Annotated in this window: 11 protein-coding genes and 1 tRNA gene; 9 read left to right on the top strand and 3 right to left on the bottom strand. The window is 40.0% G+C overall.

The window, feature by feature from the left end:
• Positions 1–1,085: 1,085 nt before the first annotated feature.
• From A9239_RS08180 to A9239_RS08165, 4 genes are all read left to right on the top strand, one after another.
• Positions 1,086–4,124, top strand: coding sequence for a hypothetical protein (locus tag A9239_RS08180; protein WP_052712892.1), 3,039 nt, complete (start codon positions 1,086–1,088; stop codon positions 4,122–4,124).
• A 90-nt stretch (positions 4,125–4,214) separates the two neighbouring features.
• The gene (locus A9239_RS18940) at positions 4,215–5,006 is read left to right on the top strand and encodes a hypothetical protein (protein ID WP_048120858.1); all 792 of its coding nucleotides are present in this window, start codon (positions 4,215–4,217) and stop codon (positions 5,004–5,006) included.
• Positions 5,007–5,062: 56 nt separating this feature from the next.
• Positions 5,063–5,884, top strand: coding sequence for a hypothetical protein (locus A9239_RS08170; protein ID WP_048120857.1), 822 nt, complete (start codon positions 5,063–5,065; stop codon positions 5,882–5,884).
• A complete protein-coding gene (locus A9239_RS08165; protein ID WP_048120856.1) occupies positions 5,881–6,996 on the top strand; it encodes a PGF-pre-PGF domain-containing protein in 1,116 nt (371 codons plus the stop codon). The genes A9239_RS08170 and A9239_RS08165 overlap by 4 nt, the downstream gene beginning before the upstream one ends.
• Positions 6,997–7,371: 375 nt before the next feature.
• On the opposite strand, the gene A9239_RS08160 is transcribed toward A9239_RS08165, so the two are convergent.
• Together A9239_RS08160 and A9239_RS08155 are read right to left on the bottom strand one after the other, a co-directional pair.
• Positions 7,372–7,443, bottom strand: a tRNA-Gly gene (locus tag A9239_RS08160).
• 290 nt (positions 7,444–7,733) lie between these two features.
• Positions 7,734–8,108, bottom strand: coding sequence for a lamin tail domain-containing protein (locus A9239_RS08155; protein ID WP_052712891.1), 375 nt, complete (start codon positions 8,106–8,108; stop codon positions 7,734–7,736).
• Between the two features lie 540 nt (positions 8,109–8,648).
• On the opposite strand from A9239_RS08155, the gene A9239_RS08150 reads away from it, so the two are divergent.
• From A9239_RS08150 to A9239_RS08140, 3 genes are all read left to right on the top strand, one after another.
• Positions 8,649–9,086 carry a hypothetical protein gene (locus tag A9239_RS08150; protein ID WP_048120852.1) on the top strand — a complete coding sequence of 146 codons (438 nt, stop codon included), beginning with the start codon at positions 8,649–8,651 and terminating at the stop codon, positions 9,084–9,086.
• 421 nt (positions 9,087–9,507) lie between these two features.
• On the top strand, positions 9,508–10,866 hold the full coding sequence (locus A9239_RS08145; RefSeq protein ID WP_048120850.1) for a DHH family phosphoesterase: 1,359 nt from the start codon (positions 9,508–9,510) through the stop codon (positions 10,864–10,866).
• 83 nt (positions 10,867–10,949) lie between these two features.
• Complete coding sequence (locus A9239_RS08140) at positions 10,950–11,204, top strand: KEOPS complex subunit Pcc1 (protein WP_048123385.1); 255 nt, start codon at positions 10,950–10,952, stop codon at positions 11,202–11,204.
• A gap of 166 nt (positions 11,205–11,370) precedes the next feature.
• Here A9239_RS08140 and A9239_RS08135 read toward each other — a convergent pair whose 3' ends face one another.
• Positions 11,371–13,605: a lectin like domain-containing protein gene (locus A9239_RS08135; protein ID WP_230628866.1), complete on the bottom strand. Its 2,235-nt coding sequence runs from the start codon at positions 13,603–13,605 to the stop codon at positions 11,371–11,373.
• A gap of 625 nt (positions 13,606–14,230) precedes the next feature.
• Here A9239_RS08135 and A9239_RS20335 point away from each other — a divergent pair.
• Positions 14,231–14,392: a hypothetical protein gene (locus A9239_RS20335; RefSeq protein ID WP_230628864.1), complete on the top strand. Its 162-nt coding sequence runs from the start codon at positions 14,231–14,233 to the stop codon at positions 14,390–14,392.
• A 41-nt stretch (positions 14,393–14,433) separates the two neighbouring features.
• Positions 14,434–14,889, top strand: coding sequence for a DNA polymerase ligase N-terminal domain-containing protein (locus A9239_RS08125; protein ID WP_048155893.1), 456 nt, complete (start codon positions 14,434–14,436; stop codon positions 14,887–14,889).
• Positions 14,890–15,175 lie beyond the last annotated feature (286 nt).

Genomic DNA, 15,175 nt, shown 5'->3' with positions numbered 1-15,175 from the left:
TGGTTTTCATTTTTTATCGTGATAGTTGATTTTTCCAGAGGTATGACTTCCTTTGAAATCGCTATAAAATCCTGCATATCCTGTATAAAGTCTCTCTGAACTGGAAATTCGGTAGAATTCTGGAAAGTGTATCGAATTTTAAAACCCCCATTTTATTTTCGTATAAAAAAATGTTTTTATTTAAATTATGTGCTTTCCACATTTTAAGTTTGTCAGCTTTGATTTCAATAAAGATAACATTGTTTCTTTCTCTCAGGAGTTTCTTTGCTTGCAGCCTTGAAAAATCTCTGAAATATCTTTCAAAACAAAACCTTTTAATCTCTATATTTTCTACATACTATCTACTATATTTTTATATGTCCTCTTTTTAACCCAAACAATTTCAAAATTTTTACAGGCAATCTCAAAAAATTGCAACTTTTTCAATCTATAATCTAAACAATTTTTATTAATATACATTAGATTCTTTTTTAACACTAATTAAATTTAATTATTCTATTCTGTCAGAAAGATTTATATTAGTTATCGTGTAATCTTAGCTATATTATCATCCTAAGATAATATACTAAGATATGTACCCTACATTAAAATCAAAAGATTGCAGTCGGTGGAAATTTAGCTCACAACAAATTTTCGCCTTTCGATAGCGGGCACATGTCTAATGTTCAGGGCTTGTCCAGTCAGCACTGATACAAAAACAGGATTATCACCTCCCTGTGCAGCAAGAACAGAGAGGTTAATACTTGCCGCATCAGGATCAAATGTTACCCCACTTCTACCAAAAACGATTTCGGAGAAGCGTTGGGTTTCTTGTCAACCGAACATATATGGATAATGTCAGTGTAATTATATAGAGGGGGTTGGGTTGAAAAATAGGGGCAAAATATAATCTATAATTATCAAACAGTATTAATTTATTAATCTATTGAGCTTTTAACTATCTCAATATTACTACACTGTTTGTCAAAATCATTTAAATAGCTGGGATCTGCTATATCTTTCAACTTAATAAAATTATTAACAAAGACCTATTCAATGTTTAAACTGGAAGAAAATTGGATATTTGCGGAATCTAGGTGTAAAATATGAAACAAAGATTGATACTATTTAGTGCACTACTAATTACGTCCCTTTTACTAGGGGTAGCAAGTGCAGCTGAAGATAATTTAACCATTGATATAAAACACAACGGAACCGATGATTTCTTCAAATCGGGAGAAGTTGTAAATATCACGGCCGATTTCAATAAGACTATTGATGAAGCCAGGATATCGATTACTGAGAATGCTGGTTCATATTTAGTAAACAGTCAGGCAATGGACAAAATAACTACTGGAATAGAGGGTAGCAACTTTAGCTATATCTATACCATTCCAGCGAATATGAAGGATATAAGTCCTTTAGATGTAAACGTCTCTGGATTTAACGCCTCCGCATTCGTGGATAGCAAATCTGTGTCTGATTTCTTAAAATATGATTCTACAGGTGATGATACTCCTACAGGTGATGATACCGATTCAAGCGTCAATGTCACCTATAGTAAAACCAATGTTATACCGACCGATGTTGTGACCATAACCGCGGATTTCAATACAACTGTTGATCACGCCAATATATCGATCACTAACAAAACTGGTTCATCATTAGTTAATGAGGCGATGAACACACTGGATGCTGAAGATAATTCCTTTATTTATAACTATACTATTCCAGTGAGTATAATAAGTGGTAATTTGGGTGTAGACATAAACGCATATGATGCAACTGGAGCTCTGCTGCTGAATGGTGAACCTGCAAAAGACCCTAACGCATTTGTGTTTGGTCTTGATGACTATTTGAATATCAGTATCGGATATAACAAAACTGGTCCTTTTAGACCGGGGGAAATTGTAAATATCATCGCAAATTTCAGCCAGCCCGTCGATCACGCCAATATATCGATTGGCAACGGTTTACCTGGAGTTAGTAATGTAAACTTAGTAGGCGCTGATTTCGTGACTGATGATCCGATGGATCAAATAGATGATGACACCTTTGCTTATGACTTTGAGGTTCCAGATGATGTAAGCGGTCCTCTGGATATAGACATATCTGGCTTTGATGATTTAGGTAATCTGCTGGGAGATGAATCTTTCCCTGACGGGTTTGACACTAGTGATCCGTACATAACGATAATTAGCCCTGAATCCGAGTTTGCTGCCAAAAAGTGTGTTGCCTTTAACTTCACTGCATACGATTCATACGGTCAGTCCGGGAGTCAACTTACATACACTTTCTCTCTCGACGGCGTCCAAAAGAGTAGTGGGGTAATAACCTCTGGTACATATAAAAAACTTGAGTTTGAACTCGCGGATGGTTATCACACCTGGGAAATTAGTACCAGAGACAGTTACGGAAACACACACACAACCGGGTCTCGTGCACTGTATGTAGACACTAAATGTCCCAGTGTAATACTTACTTCTCCTCAGGATTGCTATAAAGAGTTAATAGGCTCTACTCAGTTCAACTTCACTTGTGAGGATGCTTTAGCTGCTCAATATAGTAATCTTGGCCTGACATATACAATGTATATAGATGGACAAGTTGCTAAGAGTTATGGAACTAATATTACAGGGACTGTGCAGTCCGGAGTGCCCATTACTCAGGAACTCGACCTCGATGACGGTGCTCACAACTGGTCGGTTTCTGTTGAAGACGGAGCTGGAAACAAAGCTACAAGTAAGGTTCGTGACTTCTATGTGAGCCTTGATGGGCTTAGTGTCTCTCTCGTTTCTCCGGATGGAGGATACGTTTCTTCAAACCCAACATTTACCTTCACTGTTGCAGGACAGAATGGGGAGGGGGCAGGACTGCCTTTCAACTACAAGCTTCTCGTTGACGGTAAAGAAGTAGATGCAAGCTGTGACCAGGCAGATGAGGACCTAACATGCAGCACCGTTGAAAATTGCAACTGTGGCGACTTTGTTGTCGGTGAAGATAATTATTCAATAAAAGCTGCAGTAAAAGATGGAGTGAACAAAAAATGGACAGTAGTTATCACCGACTGTACAAGCAGCAGGACTTACCAGCCTGATATGAAGTCTTTCTCAGTTGACAGTGTTGCTCCGGCTTGTGTGGCAAACCTGAATGTTGTAGACGCTCCTGGTCAAACTTACTGGCAGTATGTGAATGATTATCCCGGGCTGTATGTTAGCTGGAATGCAAGCACTGACGCAGATCTTGCCGACATGCCATACGAGGTTTATATCAGCACATCTGAGCCAAGCTGTATTGAGGATATGCAAAAGGTAAACACAACCGGGTTAGAGACTCATACAGATGGGTCACTGACTCCGAACCAGAAACTAGAAAATTCAAGTGTCACGGATCTATGCATTGAAGAAATCGGTGGAACAGACCTTATTTACGGCAAGGACTACTGGGTGGCTGTAATTGCTCGGGACAATGCAAGCAACTACAACTCTAAATTCTCAAGGTGTGGACCTGTAAGGACATATGAAGATATGGCTATCACGCTTGATGACGGCTGGAACCTGAAATCCGTGCCGAAGACGCTTTTGAACGCCTGTACTGAAGATGTCTTTGGCAATGACAGCACAGTCCTCTATTGGGATGGTTCATGCTGGCAGTTCCCTGAGACCATTGAACCGTGCAAGGGATACTGGGTCTACACTAAAGAGCCTTTCGGGGCCAATGTTCAGTTCAAGGGAATGTCATCTGACAGTACTGACCCTGGGGTGCCTGCTTCTCTTGAGCTTACTCCTGGATGGCACATGATAGGGCATACCTCTTCGTATTATGCACCCTGGTCCACAACTTTGTCTTCGCTCAATGACTTTGAGCTTCTTGGAGACTACAGGTTCTCTAACCTAATGACTTATGGTTCCAGTGAAGGTTGGGGCGGTATAATTCCTAGCATGACAGATAGCCTACTTGGAAATGGATCTACATCTATTCAATACCTAAGTAGCACTGATCCAAGACCAGTTGGAGCACTTCAGACCGATGGCTGTATGGTACCCGGACAGGGTTACTGGATCTTCATGAAAGATGCAGGTACCTACGCATCCATCGAAAGCTCGTACAAACCGGAGATGTCCGACTACTCAAGTACGGAGTAAGTGCAATTTCTGACACAGTTGACTGTTCAGCCTGTTCAGGCTGAATAGCTCTTTTTCTTTTTGTTGTTCACATATAACTGGAGGTCTACAATGAATAAAAAATTAAAAAATGGCCTTTTAGGAACATCCGTGATACTGTTGTTTTTCCTGGTCTTCTCTCAGGGTTGTATGGCAGCAGAAGATGTCCTTCCATCCCCCCCGATACTTCCGATGACAGTAATAGGAGTTGCTCTCATTGACGGTACGCCTGCTCCCGACGGGACTATTGTTGCAGCTTATCTTAATGAAAAGGAGTATCTTGCAGATACTTCCTCAGGAAATTATTCCCTATTTATTCCTGGTACTGCTGAAGATGAAGGAAAAACAATTACTTTTAAAGTGAATGGAAAGGATGCTGCGAGCAGTGTTACTTGGGAATCTGGAGTTATAGTTACCCTCGAGCTACCTGATGGTAAGGCAGTATATTCCGAGACTACTACTGTAAGTAACTCCGGTAGTAACTCCGGTAGTAATTCAAACAGCAATTCAAACAGCAATTCAAACAGCAATTCAGATAGCAACTCAAACAGCAATTCAAATAGTAACTCAAATAGTAACTCAAATTTAAAAACAGATTCAGAACCTTTGACAGATAATGAAGAACAGAGAGTTTCCGCAGAGGATTCCAAAGCTGATGCCGTTGAGAATTCAGTCCTTGAGCGGAACATGGCGGCTTCGGGAAGTTCAAGCGAAAATTCCGAGGTTAAAGAGGCAGCAGAGTCTTCTAAAAGTTCTCTCAAATCCGAAAGTGCTCCAGGTTTTCTTATTGTCTATGCGGTTGCAGGCATACTTCTACTTGTTTTCGGACCCGATTTCGGGAGGGGATCTAGAAGGAATCGCTGAAGGACTTTTTCAAAAAAAAGTCTACATGATTAACGGTAAAATTTCAAGGTGACACGATGACGATCAAGGACAAACATTTAAGAGGGTTATTATGCCTGGTTATTCTGGTACTGGGCATGTTCCTTGTTCCGGCCGCATCTGCCAATTCTTCTTCTACTATTCCTTCTCTCCCCAACGCGTTTGAAGGAAGTTTGAAAGGAGATGCTGCACAAGCGGGTCCCGGACTCGTAATCTCTGCATATATAGATTCAAAGCTTGTTGGCTCGTACACTCTTACAAAGGTTGGACAGTACAAGGTGTCAGCTAATGGTACTGAGCAAGATAACGGAAAAGAGATAATCTTCAAGCTAGGAGGTATTGCATCCGAGCCTGTTTCCGTAACTTATGAACACGGAGCTAATCCAGTTAAACTTGATCTTACATTTTATGGAGACTTTATACCTCCTGAAATACAAGCTTTATCTGCATCCCCAAAATACATCCTGAATGACGGAGAAGATTTCTCGACTGTCACGGCAAAGGTTGTAGATGACTCTGGAATTGAATCAGTGAATCTCGACCTAACCAGCATAGAACAGGGCGTGGTTTCATTAAAATCAGAGGGTGATCAGTATACCTATAATATAGTCAGTACTGTGCCAGGTGAGTTCAAATTCAAATTCACGGCTTCGAACCCCTCAGGAAACAGTGTTGTAGATACGGACAGCATTTCCATCATTGTACTGAAAGAAAGTCAACTTGCAACAACGTTTGGAGGCTCTGATGGGGTCTTTTCTTCTGAGGAAATTGAGGCTCTTGTAAACAATAACGACGTATCTAGCGGGATCAAATATGCAGTTCTGGGTGCGTATTTTGCTGATGGGTGGGATCGGATATGAAACGGCATGAGTTAAAATTTGTTGTTATACTGTTCCTGGCCCTGACTTTGTTTACTTTCCCGGTTTCTGCAGGCAGTGCAGAAAGGACTTTCCCTTCTTCGGTTAGTTCTGATGAGGAATTCAAGGTAACAGTTAATGTATCTGACTACGGTGCTGCCGGACAGGTACTTGAAAAGCTTCCTTCCGGCTTCACATTTGTTAGTTCTACATTGCCGAAAAGAGCTGTAACTGTAAATGGCAGCGAAGTTTCCTTCCTGCTCATTAATGAAAAGAGCTTCAGCTACACTTTGAAAGCTCCGTCAACAACCGGTACGTACAAAATTGTGGGAATTTTAAGAGATATCAACAAAGCTGAATTCCCTGTACTTCCTGCCGATTGTTCTATAACTGTCAGTGGTAGCAGCTCAGGCAGTTCAGGTAGTTCAGGCGGTTCAGGCGGTGGTGGAGGCGGCGGTTCTGCTGAGCCTCAGAGTAATGTCGCTGCCAAAGAACTGTCTAGGAAATCGGTCACCGCTGGGGAGCGCGTAAGGTTCGAGTTCTCACAGGGTGTAACCTGCATAAGGTATGTGGAGTTTGATGCCAAAAAGAGTTTGGGAAAGATTACTACCATTGTCGAAATGCTGAAAGGACAATCTAAACTGGTTTCTGGCCTGCCAGAAGGTACGATCTATAAGAACGTGAACATCTGGGTAGGTTCCGGAGGAATTGCAAATTCCAATAACATTGCAAACGCAGTTGTCGGTTTCAGAGTTGAAAAGTCCTGGCTCGAAAAATGCGGAGCTGACGAAACGTCTGTATCTCTCTGGAACTATAATAACAAAGCCTGGAGCAAACTTGAAACCACAAAAGTTGGTGAAGACAGTACCTATGTCTTCTTCGAGTCCAAAACTCCTGGTTTCGGATCCTTCACAATTGTAGTACCCGATAAGAGCATAAAACTGGAACCTGAGGATCAAGTAGACACAACCACTCCCAACACAGAAAAAGTTGAAACGAGCAACCCTGCAACTAATGAAAACAAACCTTCCGGCTGGGGTTCTATCCCTGGATTTGAGTCTGCAGTAGCTGTGGGAGTACTCGGTACTGTGTACTATATCCTGAGAAGAAAGTAAATACAGTACTGAATCTCAAAACAGATTTTAATTAAAAGCAGCATTCAAAGCTGCTTATCTTTCTTTTTTAAACAATCGTTGAGCTGCAACGTTGCGCCGGTTGATCACGCCGATAGGGTTCGGGGATAAGATTCTCAAATTCAAACGTGAATCGTTTTCAATCAAACTTTTTCTATAAAAGTTTGCAGGCAAGCTTTTTCAAAAGGCTTGTGATAACGCCCGCTGGCAACCCTCTCCGAAATTTGGATACATAGTCCCATAAGCGAGTTAAAAATCAGTTTATCTTTGCCATAATTCAGCCCTCTTGAGCGAACAAAGTGAGCGAAAAGGGCACCGTCCTCCCGATACGGGACTCGGGTGGCGGGACTCGGGCAATACATCAGCCGGGATTCGAACCCGGGTTCGAGCGTTGGCAACGCCCGGTGATGACCGCTACACTACTGATGTTTGAAGTTTACAGGCTGCCCCTGTCGTTATACTATATATTTTTTGACTCATTAAGTTGATCCCTGAGAAATTTTCAAGGGATGTGTTTTATATCCCTATATCCGAGAGGCAGTGTATATATTTTCGTTTAATTTTCTTAAAGCTATCTTTTTAGTTTATGTTTTTTTACCTAGTTTCGCATGATATTGAAAACAGGCTGAAGAAAGAAAAGCTGTAAAACCTGAAATACTAAATCTCTCCTTTAAACCTGTAAACTTGAAAAATGAAAAAATGAGAAGTCCTCATTTTACTTATCCATTTCTTTTAAAAACTAATTTTCCGTGAGCATTATACAAATAAGCCGTATCTCCTTCGTTATTCCAGATAAAAGAGTACTTATTCCAATACAGCGTGCTTCCAGAGTTTTTACCCTTGCCGCTTCTGAGAACTACCGAAGCTTTAGATTTCAATGTGTATGAATAAAAAGTATAGGTATGCTTTGCACCTTTGTCTTTAATTTTCCAACCTTTCAGATTTACTGATTTTGATCCTTTATTTGTAACTTTAACATACTCTTGATACGGCTTTTCCTTAGGAGCTCCAACATCTAAATAACTTATATAAACCGAGCTTGTCGAACCACTGGTCTTTTCAGTAGCACCCAGAGCAAAAGGAATGGTATCCAAAATCAAACACATAACTAAAAAGATAGCAACTATTCTATTTTTTATTATATTATTGCCTCCAATATCTACTCATCGTTTTTATAATGTTGCTAAGTTACTTATTGGGGGTGTATATTTCTTCCGATTTAACTTAACGAAATCAAATTTATATTCTAAGAACTATCCAAAGTTATGTGTGAGTTCATTCCAAAACTTGAAAGTTGCTTCTTGGATCTTGTATTTCGAATAATCAATCAAGCTCATAATCATGAAAACAAGTCTGAAAATTCCCAGTGATTAAGAGTAAAGTGGCTTTTGGGAGAGACTTCTCAACTAACTAATAGTGCACAACCATTTGATTTTGACTATATCTGTAAGCAGTTGACATATTCTGTTAAAATCCCATCCCTTGATTGCAAACCGCAAGATAGTCACAGATAAATGTAGGTGGATTATTCACATGCATATGTTTTTACTGCAGTTTCAGTTAAAATGTAAGTTTTCTACAGAACCATAATACTATAAGTTTTTATGTCATGAATGCAAGGTTAAATAGTGATTATGAAAAACAGCTTCAAACAGAAATCATCGATTCCTAATAAATATTTAATTTTGATTGCAGGTATCGTTTGGATGTTTGCTGGAACAATGGTAATAGAGACTGGATTACCATATTTTATAAGTCAAGGGAAATCTATTTTTAGTGTTTTTTTAGCTGCTTCAGTATTTTCAGTATTCTACTTTCTCATTTTCTCTAAATTAGTTGAGAAGCACACGACTCGAATAAGTAAAGATAATAGAAAGAAAATGTTTGTTATGGAATTTTTTGATAGAAAGTCATACATGATTATGGTGGTAATGATCTTAGGTGGAATTACTATTCGGAAATTTAGTCTTTTGCCAGCTTTTGACATAGGATTCTTTTATGTTGGAATTGGTTTGGCATTGTTCTCATGTGGCATGAAGTTTGTATATAAATTTACAACTTCGTCTTTGTGATTGAATAATCTTGAATAACTATCTACATGGTCTACTTGAGTTTATTATGACTTGTTTAAAATCTAATAAAAAGCAATGTTAATATTTTATCTAAAAGGTAATAATTTGCTTAAAAGGTAATAATTTGCTTAAAGGGTAATAATTTATTTAAAAGGTAATAATTTATTTAAAAGGTACTAATTTATTTAAAAAGTAATAATTAGTTTAAAAGGAAATGTGTTTTCTGTTCCATTTTTTAAAAAGTTAAAAAGGTTTAAAATCTTTTATCTGTCATGTAAAAACTCCTCGGTTATTGAATGTACAAAGTTTTATATTATCAAGCCAGTATAGACTGATATCTTTTATACTCTGGCGGCGTGTGTTATTTGATTTTCAAACCGATATTTTTGATTTTATTACTGAACTTTTTGAGTGATGGATTTTGAGTGAGCTTGAGAAACTGATAGATCTTGCAAAAAATGCAGCCGAAAAAATCCGGAAATACAGATTTGTGCGCGTAGTCTCACATAATGATGCTGATGGTCTGACCTCAGCCGGGATAATGGCGCAGGCCTTGCTGCGAGCAGGCATTTGTTTCCAGCTTTCGATAGCTGGAAGGCTGGATGAAGCTGTGATTGAAGACGTGAACAAGAGCATCTCCAGGAATGAACTTGTCATCTTTTGCGATATGGGTAGCGGGCAGCCTGAACTTATTAGTAAGGTGGAAGCTGATGTTATAGTGCTTGACCACCACCAGCCTGTAGGGCAATCTCCGGCAAAAGCCTTTGTGAATGCCCATCTGGTTGGAATTGACGGAGCGACTGATATATCGGCTTCTGGCACCTGCTACCTGGTAGCAAGAGAAATGGCAGTCGATAACGTTGACCTTGCAGGGCTGGCTCTTGCAGGTGCAATCGGAGACAAGCAACTCTTTCACACAGCCAATGCCTTCATCCTGGAAGAAGCCTTAAAAGCAGGGGTTGTGTCTATTCGGAAAGGGCTCAAAGTAGGAGACGGAGACCTCGTAGACGTGCTTGCATACAGTACTGAACCTTTTCTGGATATAACCGGTTACCCTGAAAAAGTTACAGAATTTTTGAACCAGCTCAGGCTTTCTGGAAAAATTGAAAACCTGTCTGAAGAGGAAATCTCAAGGCTTGCCAATGCTGTCGCCCTGAAACTTGTCAGGCAGGCAAGCTCGGAGGCTATTGAAGCTGTTATCGGAGAAGTTTTGCTGCTGAACCGGGAGCTTGTAAGAAACGTTTACGATTTTATTTCTATTCTTAACACATGCGGAAAGCAGAAAATTTACGGGCTGGCGATTTCTCTTTGTCTAAAAGACCAGGAGATTGTCAATGAAGCCTTTTCTCTTAAAAGCGAGTATGAGAAGAAACTTACACTGAATGTCAGGGAAAATGTAGAAAAAATTCGCAAGGGAGAAAATCTCTGGTATGTTGTTACTGCTGATGCCATTTCTACCGGGAACCTTGCAAGCACGGTCGTCCGCTACCTTCATCCCGAGCTTCCTTTTATTTGCATAAATGAATCAGAAGGAATCCTGAAAGTCTCCGCAAGAGGCACCCGCGAACTCGTCTCAAAGGGCCTTGACCTTGCTTTTGCATTGAGGGAAGCTGCAAGTGCGGTTGGTGGAAGAGGAGGCGGACATAATGTAGCTTCCGGAGCTGCAATTCCTCTAGGGAGTGCTGAGGAGTTCCTGAGCATTGCAGACCGAATTATAGGTGATCAGCTCCAGAAGATCGGAACTAAAAATCAAAAAACGAATATCAAATTCTCCGAATAATAGGTACAAACAAATGGAAGTACTTGAAAGAACTTTCATGCCAAAGATAAAGATAATAAGTTGGAAAAGCGATGGGAGTACTTATGAAAATTACAGGTACAATTGAATTTCCGGATCCTGAATCAAGAAAATCCGCTGCGAGAATTCTGCAAGCTCTTTCTCCGGATAACCTCAGAAGCATGGAAAGTGAAGTTCATGAGGATAAAGTTGCCGTCCGGTTTCATTCTGAAAAAATAGGCTCTCTTCTTGCAACGGTTGATGATTTTCTCATGAACGTTAAAATTGGAGAAGGAATAGAAGAGGCTATGAAAAAAGACGATAAAGTCCAGGAAAGCTAATTCACTTATAAGTTTTCTTTCCTTTGTTTTTTCCTTTTTTAATACCTTTTTCTCTTTTACTTATTTCTTTATTATTGTGTTTATTTTCTTTCTCTTTTCCTTCTCTTTTTCTGTTTTAATTTTTGTTCTTTGCTTTTTTTTCTTTTCATTTTCATCGCGGGAGCTGTTAATTCCCTGAACTTTCTCGCCATAACTGTATCAGTTCTATGAGCCTCTCATCCGTGATTTCTGCTCCGGTTTCAGGGATCTGTATGCCACTGCGATAGATATGGATAGCTTCCTGTAGCTCTTCGGTGCTTATATTTTCCCCTTCCTGGGAATCCGGGCTATCCCAGGGATTCCATTTGAGGACTGTCCAGTTCCAGCTCCATGCAATGTTTTCATCTCCTGTTCTGGCAATTGCTGTGACATTATAAAAACCTGGAGAGCTGATGGTCTCCGTGTATGAACTATCCTTAACGCTGGATTCGGAACCTTTACTTTCTCCATTAAAATACCAGCTTATATCGCAGGCATAATTTGTACTGATACTGAACTCCTGTTTCTCTCCTTTGTAGGTTGTTATATTCTCTACGGGGCTGGCTGAGTCAATTGAAAGGGGGACCACTTTTATATAACCGATTTTAGTTTCGGTGTCAGACCCTTTACTGTTACCGATAGTCAGAGAAACAGCATAATTTCCATAAGACCCGTAGGTATATATCGGGTTCTGGGTTGTTGAGTCGATTTTTCCATCTCCGTTTAGATCCCACTTCCAGTAAAGGGCATTACTGGAAAGGTCTGTGAACTGGACTGTAAGAGGAAACATTCCTATTGTAACGTTTGAAGAAAAGTCAGCCTCAGGGAGCACACTGGTTGTGAAAGCTTTAATACAGAGATTTGTTTCCGAATTGCTTGATATGTCTTCCCACGTGACTCCATTAGGGCTCACATAGCTTTCTCCGGCATTGGCCTGGGCTTTGCTGCTGTAACGAGCTACAGGTTGTTCGGCTGCAAGAGGACCTGAAGCTGAAGGATTAGCAAATCTTATAACTATTGAAAATCTCTCTCCGGCATGTAATGGCACTGCCGAATTCAGCACATGTGTATGGTATCCAGGGAAGGAGTATCTGCCACTTTCCTGTACAAGGTACCCCTGTCCAGAATTCACAGGCCCGGAAACAGGATTTTTATATATGTATATCTCATAAGCTGTATTAAGGTCCGTAGTATAGAATCCTATGGCTTTGAGGGTTTCGTTCCTTTCAGAGGAGAAAACATTACCGCCCCAGGCAACAAGGCTTCCTTCATATTCTTTTGATACTATCCATCCAAGAGGGTCATACTGGTAGACGTGGTCATAATTATCCTGACTTTCAGCTGTGAACACGGCGTTTTCATTGTATCCGAGTTTTGTGTCGTAGTAGGAAATATAAAAATATCCATCCTCTCCCCATGTGTCGCTCCAGCTATTTTTCACTATGAAAGCCCCGTCTCCTGAAGGGACCTGCGTAAAGGAATTCCTGTCAAAAGAATCATTCCAGCCCACAATGGCTACAGCATGATTGACGGAAATGCTTCCTGGGTATCGATAAGCATAGTTTTTTTGCTGATAATACCCAGGATTCCAGTATATTGTAGTGTACACAGCCCCATACTCCAGAATTGCATTCTTGATAACCTCGTTATCCAGGGGTTCTGTCCTGTCGGGCAGGAAAAATGTCTCTTGAATATGTTTCTGTACAGAAAGCTCTGTGGGTGAATAAGAAGATGAATCATCATAAAGATCCTCAGATTCATTTACAGGCCCGCTCCAGCGAGAAAAGTATGCTGTTGATATGAATGCATTGCCACCGTCATCAGCAGTAAGATCAAATCCCTGCGAATAGTTCTTTGAGACAAGGTTTTTCATATTGTTTTCGGAAAAGTCATAGCTTTTTCCTTCTTTTCCCAGAAGGTAAGATTCAAGAGAAGCAATACTTGAAAAAGCCCAGCAGCTTCCATCGTTTCCCTGGTTCTTTACGGCTGTTACTTTTCCCTCCTTGCGCAGATCATAAACAGCCGGAAGGTCTGAACCTGAGGATACCAGTAAAAATTTTCCTTCAGAGCTTGCAAGTTCTGACAGGTCTACAGGTGAGGGCTTATACCCTGTACTTGAAAGCTGTCCGTAGCTGCCCACAAAAGAAAAAGCTTCAATTGAGTCAGTCTGCTGGTCTTCCAGAAATTCGGGGTTCATTGGGGCTGTTTTAATTACGGATTCGACCACTGAATCAGCAGAAGGTGTGCAGTTTTGCAGCGTTTCAGGGTCTTCGTTATTTCCGGCGGCAAACCCCAGGCTACCTGGCAGGAACAAAATCAAAACCATAAACACAAGCAGAAAAGATTTTATTTTTTTAAGCAGGGAAAGTTTTATTCTTTTCAAGATCTTTAGCCTCGGTGAGATCGTTTCCTGGCGAGCCTGTATAAACTTTTTTGGAGCTTGCCTGGATATATATCTTCATCATTATTTTGCAATTGACTTATAGAACTATTTATGAGATTTGTCTATAAGTTCTTTTCCAACTGTGTGTAATTTTTTATTATATTTTATGGACTATTATTTCTTCACAAAAACTAAATCTCGATTGCAAACCAACAAATTAATTTCATTTCTTTTCTTACTAACTATATATTAATTTTTATAAATAATTAAATTGTTATATCTATTCCCACATTTAGTTTCATTTGTCTAATTTTAATTTCATTTATTTAATTTTTATAAATTACTTTATTGAGGCTGTAATTTCTAATAGAAAGAAACATTACTCTTGTCCGTTCATACTTTATAGGAACACTTTAAGGAGGGGTGGCAACCTGCTTTCGGAAGCACTTGTAGACCTTGAAAAAACCAGACCCGAATATCTTGAAAAAGAGATCCTTAGAGCTGCCATGATTGCAGAGCTATAGTCACGAGGCTAAATAATGCAACTGTTCAAATGAGATACAATGAGGTTTTTGTTGCAACAATTACAGGCGTGACTATAGATGCTATCAACATTTATGAGTAAATGGCAAATCTGGCAAAAAGCGAAGAAATTCGTAAAGTCCTGCTTGACATTGCCAGAGAAGAAAAAATCCATGTAGCTATGTTTGAAACCGTGCTCCTGCACACTGATAAAGAGCTTTTGAAAATCTATTCGGACTATGCTCTGGCTAGAAGCAAAAAATAAGCTTAAAATCCGTTTGCAACCATATTTTCTATTGATCCTCTATGCTTGAAGAATACGAGAAGAAAAGACACTTTCAAAAGACGCCTGAACCGTTGACCAGTGATATTAAACAAAGCTCCGACAAACCGATTTTTGTGGTTCAGCGCCATGATGCGCGTAAGCTTCACTATGATTTCCGTCTGGAAATGGATGGAGTTTTGAAAAGCTGGGCTGTTCCAAAGGAGCCCCCGAAGGAGGCAGGTACCAGACGGCTTGCTATCGAGACTGAAGACCATCCGCTGGAATATGCCGATTTTGAAGGGGAAATTCCGGCTGGAGAGTACGGAGCTGGCAAGGTTGAGGTCTGGGATAGGGGAACTTTTGAGCTTTTGAAACGTGAGGAAAAGGAAATTGTAGTGGCACTTGAAGGAGAAGAATTGAAAGGGATTTATGTTTTGATCCAGACAAAGTATGGAAAAGGCGAAAAAGGCTGGCTTTTCTTTAAAAAGGCCAGCTAAAATCCGAGTATACCTTAATATTTACCGACTATACCTTAATACTTACCGACTATAACTTAATATTTATGGATGCACAAGCTGTGTCTTTCAAGAGTGAAACATGGGTCATACCCTGATCTTTTTAAATCATTGTGAGTATAAGCATATGGGGATACTTACGGAAGAAAGAGTAAAGATCAATGTTTTTGAAACTGCCGGGGAAAACTGCTGCGTTGCTGCTTGTGACGGTCAGAAAGTTTATGATATTATTGCGGCTGCACTCTGTGAAAATAAGAAAATCGAGATA

This window comes from Methanosarcina sp. A14, assembly GCF_001729375.1.
Lineage (GTDB): Archaea > Halobacteriota > Methanosarcinia > Methanosarcinales > Methanosarcinaceae > Methanosarcina > Methanosarcina barkeri.
This window is presented reverse-complemented; position numbering and strand designations above follow the sequence as displayed.